This is a genomic window from Cellulosimicrobium sp. TH-20 (assembly GCF_002105775.1).
GTDB classification, from domain to species: Bacteria; Actinomycetota; Actinomycetes; order Actinomycetales; family Cellulomonadaceae; genus Cellulosimicrobium; species Cellulosimicrobium funkei.
In genome coordinates this window covers 3560042-3577822 of the sequence record NZ_CP020857.1, presented here as the reverse complement: position 1 = coordinate 3577822, position 17781 = coordinate 3560042, and the positions used below count along the sequence as shown (strand labels likewise).

At 67.3% G+C, this 17781-nt stretch carries 20 protein-coding genes; 6 read left to right on the top strand and 14 right to left on the bottom strand.

Annotated features, from left to right (window positions below):
- Nucleotides 1-2: 2 nt before the first annotated feature.
- The 6 genes from B8281_RS19330 to B8281_RS15970 form a co-directional block, all read right to left on the bottom strand.
- Complete coding sequence (locus B8281_RS19330; protein ID WP_157446655.1) at nt 3-329, bottom strand: hypothetical protein; 327 nt, start codon at nt 327-329, stop codon at nt 3-5.
- 19 nt (nt 330-348) lie between these two features.
- The gene (locus tag B8281_RS19325; RefSeq protein ID WP_157446654.1) at nt 349-531 is read right to left on the bottom strand and encodes a hypothetical protein; all 183 of its coding nucleotides are present in this window, start codon (nt 529-531) and stop codon (nt 349-351) included.
- A 441-nt stretch (nt 532-972) separates the two neighbouring features.
- Complete coding sequence (locus B8281_RS15985) at nt 973-1146, bottom strand: hypothetical protein (RefSeq protein ID WP_157446653.1); 174 nt, start codon at nt 1144-1146, stop codon at nt 973-975.
- Nucleotides 1147-1354: 208 nt separating this feature from the next.
- Nucleotides 1355-1993: a hypothetical protein gene (locus tag B8281_RS15980; RefSeq protein WP_085388223.1), complete on the bottom strand. Its 639-nt coding sequence runs from the start codon at nt 1991-1993 to the stop codon at nt 1355-1357.
- A gap of 45 nt (nt 1994-2038) precedes the next feature.
- A complete protein-coding gene (locus B8281_RS15975; protein WP_085388222.1) occupies nt 2039-4606 on the bottom strand; it encodes a hypothetical protein in 2568 nt (855 codons plus the stop codon).
- Between the two features lie 70 nt (nt 4607-4676).
- Nucleotides 4677-5363: a hypothetical protein gene (locus B8281_RS15970; protein WP_085388221.1), complete on the bottom strand. Its 687-nt coding sequence runs from the start codon at nt 5361-5363 to the stop codon at nt 4677-4679.
- A gap of 259 nt (nt 5364-5622) precedes the next feature.
- On the opposite strand from B8281_RS15970, the gene B8281_RS15965 reads away from it, so the two are divergent.
- On the top strand, nt 5623-5808 hold the full coding sequence (locus B8281_RS15965) for a hypothetical protein (protein WP_085388220.1): 186 nt from the start codon (nt 5623-5625) through the stop codon (nt 5806-5808).
- A gap of 34 nt (nt 5809-5842) precedes the next feature.
- Here B8281_RS15965 and B8281_RS15960 read toward each other — a convergent pair whose 3' ends face one another.
- Nucleotides 5843-6463, bottom strand: a complete 621-nt coding sequence (locus B8281_RS15960) for a hypothetical protein (protein WP_085388219.1) — start codon at nt 6461-6463, stop codon at nt 5843-5845.
- 431 nt (nt 6464-6894) lie between these two features.
- Here B8281_RS15960 and B8281_RS15955 point away from each other — a divergent pair, with 431 nt between their 5' ends.
- A complete protein-coding gene (locus tag B8281_RS15955) occupies nt 6895-8391 on the top strand; it encodes a hypothetical protein (RefSeq protein ID WP_085388218.1) in 1497 nt (498 codons plus the stop codon).
- Between the two features lie 701 nt (nt 8392-9092).
- Here the strand turns inward: B8281_RS15955 and B8281_RS15950 are convergent.
- A complete protein-coding gene (locus B8281_RS15950; RefSeq protein WP_085388217.1) occupies nt 9093-9383 on the bottom strand; it encodes a hypothetical protein in 291 nt (96 codons plus the stop codon).
- Nucleotides 9384-9479: 96 nt separating this feature from the next.
- Nucleotides 9480-10034 (bottom strand): recombinase family protein, encoded by a 555-nt coding sequence (locus B8281_RS15945; protein ID WP_198163082.1) that lies wholly within the window; start codon nt 10032-10034, stop codon nt 9480-9482.
- Between the two features lie 95 nt (nt 10035-10129).
- Here B8281_RS15945 and B8281_RS15940 point away from each other — a divergent pair, with 95 nt between their 5' ends.
- Nucleotides 10130-10681 carry a winged helix-turn-helix domain-containing protein gene (locus B8281_RS15940; RefSeq protein ID WP_157446652.1) on the top strand — a complete coding sequence of 184 codons (552 nt, stop codon included), beginning with the start codon at nt 10130-10132 and terminating at the stop codon, nt 10679-10681.
- 46 nt (nt 10682-10727) lie between these two features.
- On the opposite strand, the gene B8281_RS15935 is transcribed toward B8281_RS15940, so the two are convergent.
- The 3 genes from B8281_RS15935 to B8281_RS19570 form a co-directional block, all read right to left on the bottom strand.
- Nucleotides 10728-11330, bottom strand: coding sequence for a VanZ family protein (locus B8281_RS15935; RefSeq protein WP_157446651.1), 603 nt, complete (start codon nt 11328-11330; stop codon nt 10728-10730).
- A 354-nt stretch (nt 11331-11684) separates the two neighbouring features.
- Nucleotides 11685-12227 carry a hypothetical protein gene (locus B8281_RS15930; RefSeq protein WP_157446650.1) on the bottom strand — a complete coding sequence of 181 codons (543 nt, stop codon included), beginning with the start codon at nt 12225-12227 and terminating at the stop codon, nt 11685-11687.
- Nucleotides 12228-12289: 62 nt separating this feature from the next.
- Complete coding sequence (locus tag B8281_RS19570) at nt 12290-12850, bottom strand: DUF2510 domain-containing protein (RefSeq protein ID WP_198163081.1); 561 nt, start codon at nt 12848-12850, stop codon at nt 12290-12292.
- Between the two features lie 167 nt (nt 12851-13017).
- On the opposite strand from B8281_RS19570, the gene B8281_RS15920 reads away from it, so the two are divergent.
- On the top strand, nt 13018-13782 hold the full coding sequence (locus B8281_RS15920; RefSeq protein ID WP_157446649.1) for a hypothetical protein: 765 nt from the start codon (nt 13018-13020) through the stop codon (nt 13780-13782).
- Nucleotides 13783-13910: 128 nt separating this feature from the next.
- Here the strand turns inward: B8281_RS15920 and B8281_RS15915 are convergent, their stop codons facing one another.
- The gene (locus B8281_RS15915) at nt 13911-14276 is read right to left on the bottom strand and encodes a hypothetical protein (protein WP_157446648.1); all 366 of its coding nucleotides are present in this window, start codon (nt 14274-14276) and stop codon (nt 13911-13913) included.
- Nucleotides 14277-14472: 196 nt separating this feature from the next.
- Entirely contained in the window at nt 14473-14850 is a 378-nt protein-coding gene (locus B8281_RS19565; protein ID WP_198163080.1) for a helix-turn-helix domain-containing protein, read from the bottom strand.
- Between the two features lie 516 nt (nt 14851-15366).
- Here B8281_RS19565 and B8281_RS15905 point away from each other — a divergent pair.
- Complete coding sequence (locus tag B8281_RS15905; protein ID WP_198163079.1) at nt 15367-15804, top strand: hypothetical protein; 438 nt, start codon at nt 15367-15369, stop codon at nt 15802-15804.
- Nucleotides 15805-16293: 489 nt separating this feature from the next.
- On the top strand, nt 16294-17766 hold the full coding sequence (locus B8281_RS15895) for a hypothetical protein (RefSeq protein ID WP_085388209.1): 1473 nt from the start codon (nt 16294-16296) through the stop codon (nt 17764-17766).
- Nucleotides 17767-17781 lie beyond the last annotated feature (15 nt).

The window sequence follows — 17781 nt, the reverse complement described above, 5'->3', positions numbered from 1 at the left end:
CGTCAGTCGCAGTCGCAGGCTCCCGAGAGCGACCGGATCTGATGGCACACGGGGCACTGGTCAGTCGTTTCCCGGAGGAGGGTCCGTCCTCCGCTTCCTCCGCGGCTCTGTGAGCCCGCGCAACTGGTGCAGGGATCGAGCGTATGCATCTGTTCCTCGCTGGCTCGATAGGGTGCCGGGCCGATGAGGTTCCCGCGGTCGTCGTGGTACCAGTGCCAGCAGTCCTCGTGGTGTCGCTTGGTAGGCCTATCGCCGTTGGGGAGGCCGGTCTCCGGATCGATCGGATCCTTGACCCACACGAGCCCGGGCGCGTCGATCATGTCGCTCATGGTCCGAAGCGTAGGCCGCTCAGCGGGTTGGACGTCGGGCGACGCGAGCCGCGTTCTCGACCGTGACGGTCCCGTCGTCGTGGAAGCGGAGGCGTGACCGGTCTCCGTCGGCGATGCGCAGGGCGTGGGCGAGCGCCGCCGGGTGGACGTTCTTCACGGTGACGTCGTGCCTGTCCGCAGGTTCTCGCTTGGGTGAGGGCATAGGTCAATGGTGCCCTGGGGCCGACCTGTCGTACGTCAGGGATGTCCGCGACGGCAGACTCGGCAGCGGCGCCGACCGTCTGCGTAGACCACAGTGTTGTGCTCGTCGTAGGGGTGGCCGGCTGGACAGTGAGTCTTGGCGACCTGATGAGCGCCGCGTGGGGTCAGTTCGGTGCTCCCGGTTCGGTACCACCGGTCGTAGTGCATCTTGCACCAGTCGCGGCCACGAGCGGTGCGGTCGCATCCGTCGACCGTGCACGTTCCGGGGACGTGATCTCGAACGGCCGCTGTGGCTGTGAAGTGGGCGCGCGCGGCAGCGGCGGTCTCGTCGTCGATCTCCCAAACAACCTCGAGCCTGATCGCGTTGGCGCGCAGCCAGCGTCGCACTACAGATGCTGAGATCCCGAACTCGCGGGCGAGGTCGCCGGGAGTGACTGGGCGGTCAGCCACGACCGAGGGCTCGCCGCACGCTGTCGGCCTGCTCGGCAGTTAGCTCCCAGCGGGTATCACCTCGCTCGGCGAGTAGTCCGTACTCGGCGCGCAGGACGTCGCGGATCTTCCTCGCGGAGACGCCGAGTTCGCGCTCGAGGTCGGCGGGGGTCACGGGGTCGCTCATGTGGGTGAGCGTAGTTGCGTGTCTGTCAGTTCCGCAGGGCAGTGGGAGCTCCACGTGCTCCCGCGACGGGACGTCGTCGAACGCGCTGGCGCCTCGATGCCGCTGACCTGGGTTACGGAGCGCGCTGGAGGTCCGACCCCGTACGTCGAGCTTGCTGACGCCGTCGCCGCTGCCGGGCGTGAGGTTGCCAGCGAGGACGGGTGAGCGATCAGGGCTGGTAGGTCTGCGAGTGTTCCCCGTCGAGGACGAGGATGGTCCACTCAGAGACGTCCTCCCCGAGGTCCTCGGCGATGAAGTCGCGCGCGCCCTGGATCGCCCCTTCCACGGCCCCGGGCCAGAACTGGCATACCGTCTCGCCGTCCCTGGACACCCGGCGCTCGGATCCCATCCAGCCCGGTACTGCCTCGGAGTCGTGGCTCCCGTCGCACGTCGCGACCGTCGGCCGGAGCACGTAGACCCCCTCCACGCCCCGCTCGCGCATCTCGGCAATGAAGTCCGAGCTGGCCGCGTGCGCCGTGTAGACGGCTTCGAGGTCGGTCGCGTCCTCGGGTAGCGATGCCGGTACAGCGAGGCCCTCGTTGAGCAGATCATCGACCACCGCGTCCGGGGTCCGATTCTCCTCGTCGATCACAACGAGGCGGCCGTCCTGCAGCTCATAGGCCCGCTGACCGGGAGGGAGGAGTTCCGCCTGCTCGGCCGTGATCTCGGCGCCCGCGGCGACGTCGGTGTATTCCGGACCGGTGTCCGACGCCGTGGGTCCAGGGTCGACGGGGCCGGTGGACGTGCAACCCACAGCGACGGACGCGACAGCGGCGATCGTGGCGGCGGTGACGGGCATGCGCTTCATGAGTGGAACCTCCTGTTTACGGGATCGGGAATCGACCGCTGCGTCCTACCAGCAGCCCGGCGACGGCACGGCACGCGCGTCGTACGTCCGCCAGGGGCCAGCACCGGTCAAGTTCACGCCGCGAACGCGGACCTGGGGCGACCCGACGCCTTCAGAGCTGCTGAAGACGCACCCGCCGACGATGGCCGTATCGCCTGCCATGGCGCCGGGACTGCTGCTCGGGTTCCAGCCGGACCAGCCGCCCGAGTCAAGGAAGCGGTACCGCCAGCCCACGTCGTACCGGGTAGCGGCCTCGGAGACCCCGAAGTTGACCTGGATGCCCGCGATGGACATGTAGTCGATGTCGTTGCCGGGCTGGGCCTGGCCGAACGTGGCCCCTGCACCGAACGCGGGAAGGCCCGGGATCGGAGGTGCCGGGGTGGTCGGGGCGCAGTCAGGGCCCCACTCGCTCCAGCCTGCCTGGTTCCCGGCTCGTGCCACGCCGGAGTACGTCGTGAGCGGGTCGATCCTCGGGTTCGGGTCCGTCCAGGTCGTGCCGGACGCCCCGGTGATGCCCTGGAACCGGACCTCCCACGACGCTGCCGCTGCCGGGTTCATGTAGACGGACCCGGTGTTGGCGCTGAGAGTGACGGAGTTCCAGGTCGTCGTCGCGCTGCAGGTCGGGGCGTTCGGACGGTGCCATGCCTGAGCGGTGGCACCGGACCAGTTCGACCAGCCCCCGCCGACCTCTCGCGGGCCGGAGGCGTCGATGTACGACCGGTACTGGTACTGGGCGAAGTCGCCGCGCCGCTTGTTCCCCTCGTTCGCCTGCCGAGCGGTCGTGCCGCCCCAGATCGTGGACCAGGACGCGCCGGTGGACGTGTTCCGGACGGCGACGTCGAAGGAGTCCGCGACCTGTGCGGTGCCCAGGTGCCAGGAGACCGTGTTCGTGCCCCAGCCCCCGTTATTGCTCACGGAGATGTTGGAGGCCGTGAGCTGGGCGGGCTGCGCGGAACGGAAGTACCGCGAGTAGGGACCGCAGGACTGAGGCGTCGCTGCCGGGTACGGGATCGCGTTGCAGGCACGGACCCGGTACTCCGTCCAGACTCCTGCTGGCCGGCCGGTGTGGGTGTACGACAGGGACTGCGTCCTGGTCGCGTCCGCCCAGGCCTGAGCGCCGTTGGCATCGACGATGCGAGCCTGGAGCTGGTACGTGACGCCCGGGGCGGGAGCGGTCCAGGAGACCTGGTTGACCCCGTTGCCCGTCGTCGTGACCGCGATCTCCGGGGACGCCGGGTAGGTCTTGATCCCGCGGTTGGCCGTGTCCTTCCCGGACTGGCCGGTCGCGTAGCCGCCGGAGTTGGACTCGACCGTCGTCCAGGGAGAGGCGCCGGTCGAGCCGAGGGCCTGGACGCGGAACTTGAACTCCCGGTTCCAGAGGACGCCGTCGATGTTCGAGACGGTCACGCTGGTGAGGTTCGGGTTCGTGTTCGCGCCCTCGGTGCCGGGGACGGTCCTCCAGGCCCCGGAGACCTCGTTGCCGGAGTCCGGGTTGATCTCCCACATCTGGACCTGGTAGCCGGACGCACGGGCTACGGGAGCGGTACCTGCGGCGCCGGAGCCCCAGCGGATGACGTACGACGGCGTCGTGGCTGGCTGCTCCCCGCCTCGGTTGCCGTCCCACCCGGCGGCGCCCACGGTCGTGGACGGAGCCGGCCCGGGCTGGACCTGGACCTGGAGGTTCGGCGGAGCCAGCTGGTCGGAGACCACGACAGGCGTGCAGGCCGCGGACGCTCCGGACGGGGTGATCGCGGAGACCGTGTACGTCAGGACGCCGGGGAGGGACTCGATGGTCTGCGAGTCGGTCCACGACGGGGAGTCCGTGGCGGGGATGGTCTGATTCAGGGTGACCGAGTTCCCCTGGGTCCGGACGATGGTGTACTGCGTGGCGCCGTCGATCGGGGTCCAGGACAGGGCTACGGCACCGCCAGCGACGGACGACGTGACGGAGGGGCAGCGAGGCGGAGGGAGTTCTTCGACCACGCCGGAGCCGGGCGTCCCGTTCCTGGGGACTGCCGTCGTCGTCAGGGTCACGTACCCGTCACGGACCGTGTAGGCCGTGATGACCATGTCCACGCGCGCGATGGCCTGCGGGCCGGCCGCTGGGTCCCAGACCTCCTGGTCGGCCGTGTAGTAGCCGAACAGCGGGACGCCGTCGGAGTCCGGGGCCACCCGGTTGACCAGCACCGTGGACGACCCGTTGCTGACGGCGTTGCCCTCGGGGTTCGGGGTCGGCGGAGCGGGCCAGGACGTGGGGTCGCTCGGGATGGGGCCGTCGTCGCAGGTCGGCTCGCCGGACCCCATGCTCTGCGTGATCAGGGATCGCTGGTCCCCGGCCCCGGTCAGCAGGTAGCGGAAGCCGACGCACTCTCCGTCACGCACCGTCTGCGTGATGACCTGGGAGGGCTCCGCGAGGAGCAGAGGATCTGCCGCGCCGATCTCGCGGGACATCTGCTTGAGGGCACCGGAGATGCCCGACTGCTGCTGGTTCTGGACCTGGCTCGCGGCAGAGGCCCCGACCGTCCTGGACAGCCAGGCCACCGCGATGGCCATCACCACGACGGTCACGATCACGCCGATGACCAGATCTTGAGTTCCAGCGTAGCCAGCGTCCGGTCGCCGCGTCGGGGGGCGGCGCACCGACTCAGCCCTCCTCGTCGACGACGAGCCGGAGCACTCGCGGCCGGTCGGTGAACGAGGTCTCGTCGGGGACCTCCACGAACGAGTTGCCCTGCGCGTCGAGGTACTCCTGGCGGCGCACGTCGTCGCAGAGTGCCCTGACGCGCTCCTCGACCAGTTCCTCGTAGCGCGACGCCAAGATGAGCCGATCGCCGGGGCGCAGCTCCTCATCCGGCGGGATGTGTCGACGCACTCGGGCGTCGATCTCCGCGTTGACCGTCAGATCGTCGATGTTGAAGTACGCCCTCCGCTCGAGCGGAAGCTGAAACTCTCGTACGTCGATCCGGTAGCGTCGCCGAGCCCCCTCCGTGAGGATCGACTCCACCTCGCGTGCCAGGAGCGTCAGGTATCGGGCGCGGACGTCCACCCACGCGTCGGCCTCGGTCAGGTCGTCGTCGACGTCGAGCCCGAGTGCGATCCGGACGTCGACCTCCGCGCCCGCCATCGTGGCGACGAGCATCTCCTCGCACGGTACGCACCGAGGCCGGTCGAGATGAGTAGCCGCGGAGTCCTCGCACCACCAGCTGCCGCACGGCTTCATGGCTGTCGCGCCGGGAGGGCCGGGATCGAAGTCCGAGGGCGGGGCCATCTCCGGGTAATGGGACGTATCGAGGTCCATGAACAGTCGCATGTAGTTCAGCTCGGATACCATCTTGCATTTCCTCTCTCGCCTCGAAGAATTGCTCTCGATAATAACTACTCTAGAAGGCGAATAGAGCAGCGTCTACTAGAATTAGAATCGCTACTAGAGAATGCGGAATTCCTATATTCAGGAGGCGGAGATGACTTCCTTGCTGGACGAACTTCCGGGCGTCGATCCGGAGCTCCCTGGCTACCGTCGGGGAAGGATGCGATCGGGTGCCCCGGGCCGGCGAAGGGCGCCGCACGGCATCCTTCACTCCCCGCGTCGGGTGCAGACGATCGTCGAGGACGCGACCTTCGTTCAGATCGCCGAGCTCGCGGAGGAGATGAACGTGTCCGAGAACGTCGTGATCAGGGAGTCGCTGAGGATCGCTATGGAGTCGGTCGACGACGTGAGGCGCGCCGTCGAGCGGATGTTCCAGCAGAGCGCCGCCACCGGGTCGTCGAGGTCGTGACGATCCGGTGGCGGCGCTCGGCCGGGTGAGTTCGCTATGCGTGCACGAGCAGCTCGCGGAGGCGGTCGGCCTCGGGAGTCCGTGCTGAGAGATCGCTGCCAGCGAGCAGCGCGTTGCGACCTGCGACGAGATCACGCATCGCGTGCCACGCGCATCCGCGCGCCGAGTCGCGGCCGAACTCCCAGACCCCCGAGTTGTAGTTGGGGAGCAGGAAGTAGCGCTGGAAGTGCGCGAGGATCACGAATGCCTCGAGTTCCTTGAGCGCTGTCTTCGTCCATCCAGGCAGCGGGTAGGCGGTCACGACCGCTCCGTACGCGCCGAGCCCGCGGAAGAGGTCGACGACGTTGCACTCGACGTCGAACAGGTCGGCAGCGGTCGCTACCTCGTGGGTGCCCCGGAGCTCGGTGCCCATGACCCGTCGGCGTAGGTCGAGCGCCTCCCCGACGTAGAGCGTGCTCGTCGGCGGTGCGGGAGTCGGGCTCGGGAATTCGTGGTCCGGGGCCACGAAGTGGTAGATCCCGGGCTCGGTGGGGATCCGCACCTCGCTCTCGTCGCGGTTCGCCCCCACAAGGACAGCCCGGGCGTCCGGCGCGGCCCATCGGATCGCCGCGTCGATCGCCTGCCAGCTGTCCAGGTTTGCCACAGTCGGAATCATGATGACCTCCTTGCCGGTCCGACCTGACCGTGTCGCATGGACACATCAACGAGGATGGCACTCGGGTCTGACAAGGCGCGGACCGTCGTTGAGCCCACGTGTCCCTGAGCCCAGGCTCCTGCTGGCCACGAGGTGCAACATGACCCTGCGTGATCGCTTCGGCGGGATGGCGGCCATCCCCATGGGCTCAGCTCGTCATTCTCGCCGAGACGACACGTTCGGAAGCAATGACGGCCGAGCGAGCAAGCCCTGCTCTTCTGTTCGGTGGCTCGACGAATGCTGCCAGGAGGCTCAATGCTCCCGACGAGCGGGATCGTCGTGGACGGTTGATGTGTTCGTGGCGACGCTGGCCGACGCGGCCACGCGCCGCCCGGAACTCTGGCGTGCCAGGTTCACGGACGTGTCAGAGGCGCATGGCACTCTGTCCCACCATGGTCACCGTTGTCGTGCCGTCCTGGATGTGGGGCGGGAAGCCGAAGGAGTACCTCCAGCGCGCGAGACTTCGCGCCCGCACGGCGAGCAAGGGCTTGAACCTCCAGACGTTCGAGGCCTATCGCCGCACGCGTCCGAACCTGGTCGAGAACGCGGTACTCGTGGACGAACGTGGACGGCCCGGGGCGGGCTCCGGTCTGACGTCGAGCCTTGCCGATCCCAAGATCGAGCGACCAATTCTTGCCGAACTCGCAGCGCGTGGACGGATACCGGCCGAGCCTGTGGACGACGACCTGCCCGCCCTGCTTTACCACCTTCGAGTCCAGTTGGCCACCGCAAACGAGCGCGACCTCGCTACGCGCACCCTCGAAGCGGCAGCTGCGCTACGGACGATCGTCTATTCCGAGGATGGAACGACCGTGCTGCCGCACGCCTCTGTCCACATGGTCCGGAGATCCGAAGCCCTGGTTCACCGCTTCAAGCTCATCTCGGTCCTCGTCAGAGTCTCCTACGACGAACGCCTCTCCAAGGGCGACCCCAGCCACGTAATGGCTCAACACGCTGAAGGCGGTCGAGCCTTCGACTCCTCAGGGGGACTATCTGACGGCGTATACGTGATCGATGCCTACGTCGCCCCACTCCTCGCTGCCCTGAGCCCTGGCATCTGGGCGTTGCCGGTCTACAGAGTGCACGGAACGGTGCTTCTTTCCCTTGGCCGACCGATATCTGGAACGCGCGAAGTCCAGAACGAGCTCATTCGCACCTTGACTACTGTCGGCCCCGAAGAAGGCGTGACCTTTGCGCCCTTTGGTGCGACGAACACACCGCAAGCCGCCATCACCTGGTGGTCCGAGCAGCTCGACTTGATGTTCGGCGTGCTCACCGACCCAGGCGCTTTCGCCAACCTAGCCGATGAGTTCCAGCCCACGATCGCGTTGCAGAACCTCCTTAGTGTCGAGCAGGTCTTTCGCCGAGTGAACTCGATACTTCTCGCTTACCACGACACTCATGCGCGCCGGCCCGCATTCTTTACGGTCATGGACACCATGATGACTCTAAACGGGCTCAGCCTGCTGACCATGTTCAATCACACCCATGCGCTCGCTGTGCTCACCCAGCTTGAGACCACCATTCCTGGCGACGCGCACGAGATCCTCCTTCCCGCAGCACGGCGCGGTGTGGAGGCCCTACGGCAAGTGCAGGACGGGTTCTTCATCCGCGAGCCGGACGGGAGGGTGCGACTCCGGCGCGACAAGCCACCCCTTGCCGCCGTCGACGCGGCAGCAAAGTACGTCGACATGCTTCGGGATGCGACCCACGGTTTCACTACAGTCCGAAGTAAGGCCGCGCAGCGCGAAGAAGTCGCAACGATGCTCGCCATACACGATGGCCGTGTTCCTCATGAACTCGGACTGGTTGCGTGGCTCTATCTCCTCGACTTTCTCAGCAATCCGGCTCGCCTTCGCCGCATCGTTAGTCGAACTGCGCGTCAGTAGCGGCCTCCCCGAGCAGCCAAGCGTGCCAGAGAGCCAGTATTCCGGTAGCTGCCCGTCAACGCACGCGTACTGGTGGATGTGGGCGGGTAGGGTACCGTATTCGTATGGTGCAGCGAGATCGAGAATGGTTCCGAGCGGGGCGCAAGCTGCACGAGCAAGTCTCGCCCGGCCGGGCGCGCTGCGGTGAGTTTGCTGGCGACGCCGAACGCTTCACCGATAAGGTGGCGATCGAAGTCTCTCGCGCTGAGGGCCGACCAATCTGTGGGAGTTGCGAGCGACTGCGCGAACTCGCGAAGCAGGGTGCCCCCGAAGCGAGCTCACCAGTCCCACCTGATCCGGAGATTGAGAGAAGGCGGCAACTGATCCTCGATCAACGTAGGAGGAATACCGATGCTCGGGCCGCGGCCGAGCGGGACGCGGCCACATCTCGTACGAGACCTTCGGTTAAGGAGGTCCGTGGCGGCCTGCCGGGCCTTGGTAAGCGACGGTAAACAGCGCAACGCGGGGCTCGACCCGCGGTTTGACTGGCGCGATGAATGTCCCCTTACTGAGTGGAGACCCAAAACCTGGCACGATTCCGCGGCGATAATCGCCGGGCACTGCAGCAATCTCTTCGCGCGCCGGCCGATGCCGGAATATGCTGATCGCGACATACCAGCGGCGTGCGCTCGGCCCCTTCCTGTGCCGGGCTGAGCGGGCAGTCAGAGACGCCAAGTTTCGTTGTAATCCGGATGCTCGGCAAAGAACATGCGGGCGAGTACACGCTGCGCGAAGTCCTCGTCAGCATGAGGGCTCGGCCTTGGCTCGGCCAAACTGCGCATGTCGGCGCAAAGGGCAAGTTCCGTCTCGTAGATGCGTAGACGCGCACGGTAGCGTTCGGCCAGGCCGTACTGGTGCGGCGCCGCATCCACGCGCTTGCAGTACTCCGCATCCTCGAGAGCGGCCGCCTCCCGCTCCGCGATTCGGGCCAGCAAGAACTCCGTCAGGGTCACGATGCCATTGTCGCGTCGGCCGGCCGTTCATGGAAGGCGCCTTGGCAGCCTGACCGTCGGTGTGCGCCGTCCAGCGACTGCGGGGCTGCGACCGTTCTACGACGGCAGGTAGCCGTAGACCGTCGTGCGTGGTGCGCCAATGCGTCGGGCGATCTCGGACACCCCGACCCCCCGCTCCCAGTACGTGGCGACCATCTCGGCCTCGGCGATGCTGAGGCGTCGCTTCCGTCCGCCCCGCCGACCCCTCGCTCTCGCGGCCTCCAGTCCGTCCCTCGTGTTGGCGACGATGATCTCCCGCTGCAGTTCCGCGAGGACCGAGAGCATCCCGAACATGGCCCTGCCCTCAGGGGTCGAGGTGTCGATGCCCTGCTCGAGGACTCGAAGGCCGATGCCACGGTCACGGAGCTCGACGCTCAGGTTGATGAGGTGCTGGACCGATCGCGACAGCCGGTCGAGTCGCGTCACCGCGATGACGTCGCCCTCTCGCAGCCGGCGCATGAGGATGTCGAACTCCGGTCGGGAGGCTCGGCTGCCACTGGCGTGGTCGACGTGGATGTCGTCGGGGGAGATGCCAGCGCGTAGTAGCGCGTCGACCTGGTGGTCCGGGTTCTGGTCCTTGGTCGACACCCGGGCGTACCCGAAGACGATCACGCTTCTATTCTATCGACCGCGTTATCGACAGTGTTTTTCGACGTTGATTCTCGACGCGAGTTCTCGTCGCAATTCAGCACTGAATCGGCGCCTCCGTGGAAGGCGTCGACAATCGGTCGTTTATCGACGCCAAGTTTCTTGCATTTAGAGACTGGTCGGGGAATAATTCTCGTATGGGTGCCTTGCATGAGTTGATTGCCGAAGACCTTCGTGCGCGCATCGACGCTGGCGAGTGGTTCACCGGGGAGAAGCTTCCCGGCGTCCACGTCCTGATGACTCACTACTCGACTTCGTTCGATGCTGTGCGTGCTGCACTGCAACTCCTTCAGCTCGACGGCGTGGTGCGAGATGAGCCGACCTCCGGTTGGTGGGTGACCTCCCGAGGCTCCCCGTGGGAGGTCAATGTGGTGGAGGCGCTGCACGCGGCTCACTCGGCCCTGGACCGCGTCCTCGCGGCTGCCGAGGCACAGCGCAAAGGCTCCGTGACGTTCGAGGTCGACAGCGCGACCTACTACGTGCTGACGACGGCGCTGCTGCAGTTCGTCCAGGAGGAACGTCTTCGGCTCGAGGAGGAGGGCGAGGAGTCTGCCTCGCGCGAGCACCTGGAGGTCGCGGAACAGCTGTACGCCGAGGTCGAGAATGCCTGAGCTCCGGCCGAAGGCGGGTTCTGGTCGGCCTACGGCCGTGAAGGTCTCAGGTCCGGATCCGGGTGGGTCCGCTCGACGAGTTCCGCTGGCGTCCGAGCAGCCGACCAAGCACCGCTCCGAGGACGATCCCGGGCGTCGCGACGATGACGTCGTCGACGGAAGAGACACGACCGAGCCCGAGGGCGAACTGCAGCACCTCGATGAGGACCACTGAAGCGATCCCGACCAGCACGCCGCGCGCTACGGGGAGTCGGAGCCGCGCCGTGAGCGCGAGTGTGAGCGGAAGGAACAGGACCGCGTTGCCGCCGATCTGGGAGAGTGGGACGGAGGCGCTGACGGAGTTGGAGAGCAAGTCTCCGATCTCACCGAAGGGGACGAGGCTCAGGGCCCGTTCGGGCGTCGTCGGAATCTGGTCGGCACGGAGCCCGGGGGCGAGGTCGACGATCGCGGGGTCGATCGCGCTGGACGGGTTTTTCGTGAGCGCGAGGAAGTAGATCGCAGCCGCGGATCCGATCGCGGCACCGTCCAGGAACCCTCGGTGAAGCCATCCCCGGCCGTGTGCGAAGTGCCGTTCCGCGAGCAGGGCCACGATGGTCGCCGTCGCGGTGGCCACGAGAACTGGCGCGACGTACGACCCGAAGCTGGCCATCAACTGACTGAACACGCCCGTCCCCCTGAACTCTGGTCGGTCTCTCCTACTCGCAGCCTCGCGATTCGAGAGTGCGACCTTCGGAGCCGGAGCGGCTCGCGAGACTATTGCATAATCCACTTATGCTTGAGCGTTCGCTCCTCTGCTACTGCAAAACCCGCAGCGATAGCCAGACTCGCGGCGCTGCTCGTCAAGGCGTCTTGGAGTCGGCGTGCCGCCACTTGCTAGGCGCCTCTCGGGGGCTGAGCTCCGCCACACCGCGCATGACGACCTAGAACGGCAGCGCAAGTCCCGGTCGTCGAGCGAGTACCCACACCGCGCGGCTTTCGACCTGCTTGGTTGACCCCGGGGCGCTCACGCTCGCCGACGTCCGGATCGCTCCGGTGCACTCGTGCGCGGAGGTGGAGCGGACTCGGAACACCGACTGCCGGCAGGGCCTTGTGCGCGCTTCATCGCATGGAAGCCGAAGCGGTACAGGTGCGCGACGATCCGCTCTACCGACGTGCCGAGATCACGCGCGAGGTCCGGCAGCGTAGATCCGGCGGCCAGCTCTCGCTGATACATCCAGGCCAGCTTGTAGTTCGCCAGCACCGGGGGCGAGTGGACCGGCATCGAGCGGGCGCGCGGCTGCACGAGCGCCTGCAGTTCAAGGATCTCCTCGCGCTCGGAGTCGCCGACCTGACGACGTCTGCGCATCGTCTCTGATCCGTCGCCCGGTCGAGGGACGTCGGACATGACCTCCTCGACCGACACCCGCGACTTCCTCGCGTTGACCGCCTGAACGGTCGTTCCGAACGCGTTGGCGATCGAGCGCAGAGACCAGCCCGCGTGGCAAAGCGACGCGATGTAAACGTTGGTCGCGTGACGAGTCTCGGGAGTCGACTCGGCGGCTCGCATCCTCCGAAGAGTTGTCTCGACGTCGTGCGGCACGGGGAGCGGCACCGTGTAGCGGCGGACCATCAGCCGGTCTCGCTCTGCCGCTGCGGACCGCCGTTCTCGAAACGGTCCGCGGGGTCCGCGTCAGCGCGTGTCGCCCCGGTCCAGCGCGCGCCATCCCACCAGCGAAGCCCGCTCGTACCCCTCGGGTCGGCGTACCACCCGGCTGCAGGCCTCCCTGCGGCTGGGTCCGAGCGCGAGGCCCTCCAGCGACCGACGAGCCAGATGACCAGGACGGCGAGGCCGGCCAGGACGATGAGTGGGAGGGCGTTCATGATCACGTGCACGACGAGGTAGACCAGCGCGACGACGACGAAGGCTCCGATGACGACGAGCCAGAGCATCCAGTTCGTCCCGCCGGACGAGCGCGTGGTCGCGCCGCTGGTGCGCGCCGACTGTTCCGCGCGCAAGGCTCGCGCGTTCGCACGGTCTCGCGCCTGCTCGCGCCACTTCGCTTCGGCTTCCCGCGCCCACTCTGCGGACTTCATCTGCTGCTCGTGCCAGTAGCGCTGCTCGTCGTGACGTCGTTCCTGCACGCACGAGTCGCACCACCCACGGAACACGACGTGATCGCAGATCGCCATCTACCTCGCCGCCTGCCGTCGCCCGTGCCCGCACACTGCCGTCTCTGGCCGCATTCGTCCCCCTGGTTCCCTGCATCTCCCCGGAGCAGCGAGAATATGGCTTACGTGGGTCACGTGTCTAGCACCTGCTATAGGGCAGATCAGTCGTTCGAGGGGGAGGAAACGTCTTGGCTGCGCGAACGGAGGGTGGCGTTCGTCGTCGTGGCGTGGATGATGGAGGCGTGCCGCCCGCGAATCCGCCAGTCAACCTCTGCCGCATGTCCGCGCCCGACGTGCCGCACCGCGTGTGGCGCGAGATCTCGGGATCACGATGGGAGGCGCCGGGCACGGTCTCGATGAGGGAGGCGATCCGCAAGGTCGGTCACGGCTCGACGGCCGGTGCCAAGCTGATCGCATCCGGAGTCCTGCCGACGGTCTCCGTCCCCGGGTACGTGAACCCGCGGGTCTCGCTCGCGACCCTTGATCTCCTGCACGGGATGCCCAGCCTGGATCGCCACGCACTCGGACCGTTCGCCTCGACACTGATCGTGAGGTGTGGGGGACCGCAGCGCGCGATGGCCGGAACGGACGCGGTCGACTGGGAGACCGGGCGTGCCTACTACGGCTTTCACACCTCGATGACGATGCGGACCGCCGTGCTGGCGACGGCGGGGTGGTGGACGCTGTCTCCTCGCATGCTCGGGACGTCGCGCGGCGCGATGACTCCCGGCGCGGTGATCGAGACGACGGTTGACAGGCTCTGGGTGACCGTGGGCGGCTTCATCGTCCTCGACGCGACGGTCGACGCGGTCCAGGTCTCGTACGAGCCCGCCCCGAGCGGGAGCCTCCCGCTCTCTGCTCTCTACGTGTCGGACGCTCCGAGCGACATGGTCGGACGATGGCTACCGCCCACCCGATCGGGCTCGGTCACCATGCTCGCGAGCGAGTGGTAGCCGACCTGCTAGATCGGGTGGTTGGCCTACTCGCAGCCGATGCTGTCAAGGTCGGAGTTGCTCGGCGTGTTCGCCTCCTGGGCGCAGCCCGGAAACTCGCCGGGTTCCATGGCTGCGCCCGCGGAACGTCAGTCGAGGGGGCGGGTGAAGAACGCTCTTACACTCTCGGAGTCGTCGGCCAGATCCGTCGTCTCGTACAACGTCCATCCCTCGGTCCCGCGCACAGAGATGACATCGCTGAGGTCATCCTGTGTGCAGTCCTGGTGCTCCAGGTCTGCCCACTCCACGTCGGAGATGCCGTGCACCTGAGCGACGGGGCTCCAGCCGCTCCCTCCACGTGTGTACAAGGTCCGAGCGTCGGGGTCGATCGCGAGGACGACAGCCTTTGAACTCAACGGTCGCCCGTTGGCGTCGCGGCCGCTGAGCATCCGCATCAGTCGGGCGTCCCACGTCTCACGATCGTGCGTCACGGTCGCGCGCATAGCGGTCTTCATGTTGGACAACACTAGTCGTGTGGACCCTCGAAGTGATGGGGGATCTTGCGTGACCTGCGGGGCGGCGTGCGGCTCCACGCAGGCCTGACGATGTGGACGGTGGCCCTACGCGAGTGATCCCCGGGATAGCGGCATGGGCTTGAGCGACTACAGTTCATCGCTTCCGCGGCCCGGGCAGTCGTGCCCGTTGAGGTGTCTAGCGCGCCGCGTAGTACCCCTTGTGGGTGTTTGACTTGATGAACTCCAGCAGGTGCTCACGGGAGACGTACTTGCGTGAGCCGACCAGTACCCACTCGATCTCCCCGTTCGTGGCCATCGTGTACAGCGTCGAGTAGGAGATGCCGAGCGCCTTGGCGGCGTCCTTGAGGCTGAGCAAGAGCGGGCCGCCCTCGGCCAGGTTCGCCGGATGGATGACCGTCGTCTGCTCGGCCTCCACGATGTCGACCTCGGAACTCGTCGTCTTCCAGGATCCGAAATAGCCGTACGGCCGGTCGAACTCGGCCTGCACCTTCTGCGCGGCGTCCTCCTCGCTCGTGGCCCGGACGAACCGCTCCGCGACCTGAACGCGCGTCACGACGACCTTGTAGCGCATGTACGTCTCCCTCGTCTCTCGCTTCGTCTGCCTGACCGGCGGCCTCCTCCGAGACGCCACGCGCCGCATCGCCCGAGCCGTCGTATCGGGCGGGGGAGCCTTCGGGTCGCGCTGGGTCCCGTCGCCCGTGCTCCGAGCGAGTGTGCGAGCCTCTGGAGCAGTCGAGCGCGGGGGCGGCGGGAGGGTGCCGTGAACGATGTAGTACCGGCCACGGTCCGTGAGCCGCGCGGACCACGGCCGGCTCTTGCTCTTGCGCGTCACTATGGCGAGCCCGCGGTTGGAGAGGGCATGCGCGCTGTGCTTGTGCGACTCGTCGGGCCAGTCCCGTTCCGGACACCCGTCCGCGATCCAGCGAAGGACCTCGATCTGCTTCGCGTTCAGCTGCTTCGGCAGTGCGGCCACGGCGAGTAGGGAACCACATCAGACGAGGCGAGCGCCACCATCGCTCCAGGTCAGCGATTGCTTGCCAGTCGCCCCTCTCGTGCGGATGCTGGACGCGTGGAGCTGGAACTCGTCGAGAAGCGGCCCGAGCCGGGCGAGCACATGTGGTATCCGTTCGGCCCGAACCGGGCGTTCACCGAAGAGTGGTGGAACGAGCTCGCCGAGGCCGACGATCAGAGCCGGTACATCGAGGTACGGGCGGACGGCGTGGAGGTCGCGCGCGTCGAACTTGATGAGAGCGTGAGTTTCGACTTCTACATCGGAGCGCCGACCCTCGGAAGGATGGCGCTCGAGGTGCAGTTCATCGAGGTAGCCGCAGACCACCGTCGTCGGAGGATCGGATTGAGCGTCGTGAACGCTCTCGCAGAGCGGCACCCAGATCGACGTCTCGTGGCCTTCAGTGAGGGCGCCGATCGCTTCTGGGCGTCGCTCGGATGGACTCGGTATGAGCATTCCGACGGGTGTTCGCGACCGCTCTTCATCCAGCCACGGTGAGACATCGACAAGACGGCTGTCGGCAACGATTCTCGTGCGCCGGAACGTACGACGTCGGATCGCAGGTGCGCGCTCAGGGTCGCGAGGTTCGCCTCTGGCGAGCGATCGGCTCTCTCGCGCTACGACGAGTCGTCGACGACGAGATCGGCCCCTCACGGGGCGTCAGCGACTTCCTGTCGGCGCCGCTCCGTACCCTCGGTGCCGTGACGATCAAGTGGGATCAGCTCGGGCAGCCGCAGTTCGACGTCGCCGTCGATCGGTTGCTCTTGGCCGAGTGGGGCGGACGCCCGGACGTGTCCGCGCACTCTCCGGACGGCCGGGGGTGGAGATGGCGGCATCGACTTCCGTGTCACGACCGCGCTCGGTGAGCTGACCGTCTACCAGTTCAAGTACTTCCCGGAGGGCGTCTTCGCCCGCTCCAGGGAGTCGCGGAAGCGGCAGATCCGCGACTCCTTCGCGAAGGCCATGGGGTCCAGCCCGAGTCGATGGGTGCTCGTCGTCCCGTGCAAGCTCACGCCGGCCGAGCGTGAGTTCGTCGAGTCCCTGGCGGGGGAGGGCTCTACGGTGGCGATCGAGGTCCTCGACGTCGTCGGTCTCGACCTCCTTCTGGCGCGGCACGACGACGTACGTCGCTATCTCGAGCGCGATCCCGTCCTCGAGGCGGTCGCCGAGTACCAGGTCAAGACCGCGGTCATCGAGGACGTCGACGACCTGACGCAGCGCGTGCGGGACCTGGCCGCCAGAGCCGCGGACCTGGACCCCTACTGGGCGCCCGACTACCGGATCGAGGGGCGAACCGTCTGGATCTCTGTGCGACCGAAGTCGCCGGACGCTGAGGCGAAGCGTCCGATCCTCACGCACTTCGAGCTGGACGAGGACTCCGCAACCGACGCGGACCGGGCGGCGTTCCGTCGGTCGATCGGGTTCGGCATCGGAGAGCCCGTGACTGTTCCGATCGTCGCCCGGAAGGAGAGCGGACCGGACTTCGTCCAGATCGACGGCCCCGGCATTCTCACCCTCGAGTACGGCAAGACTCCCCGGCCCGAGGAGCGCTTCACGGTCCGCCTCATCGCTCCGGACGGGAGCCAGCTGGGCACCCATGACGGCGTCGTTGCCCACGCAGGTGGTGGACCGGAGGGCGTGACGCTGGAACTCGACTTCTACGGAGGTCTGACGATCAGGTTCCTGCTCCCGCACGACAAGGCCCGGCCGGGTAACGCCGAGCTGAACCTCGAGGTCGGCGGGGTCATGGTCGCCGACGCGGCCGATGCGCTCACCCTGCGGCGCGTCCTGTGCCGGGAGACGGCTCGGGTGGAGATCCTCCGAGAGGGTCAGGTCGTCTCCGGCCTCACTCTCGACCCGTTCAACGATCCGGTAGACCCGGCCCTCGACGCCCTCGACCAGTTCGCGAACGACCTCGCGTTCGTGGAGCGGCATGCGGGCGGACGGCGTCGGTTCCCGGCAAGGTACACACCCTTCGATCGCCTCGTCGCCCGGATGGCGCGGCTCGCGCTCGAGGGACAGTGTGTCCTCGTCCCGCCGTTCATCAGCATCCATGCTCGGATCGAGGAGGATCTCCCGCCTGAGGGAGTTGATGAAGTCGGCATGGTGCTGGCGTCCCGGCGACCGATGCGGCACCAGCGGCCGTCCTTTGAGCTGGACTTCGGCGGGTTGGCGTACGACATCGGCCCCGTGCTGCTCTACTCGCCGAACGTGGGAATCGCGGACTCTGGCAGACTCCTCCGTCTCCTCGACGAGGGCAAGATCGGCGGCGAGCGGGTCACGTTCAGTCCCGACGAGGCTGAGCCCTGGCGGCTCGTGCACCTCCCGACCTGGGACGATCATGCCCGGCTCGTCCCGGTGCCCTGGGAGGCGGTCGGCATCGACGAGCACGGGTCGCTCGACCGGATCCGCGCGGCTGGGATCGCTGGCCGGGGCGTGCCCGCGATCGAGACCGCCTGAACCTGGCGTGGATAC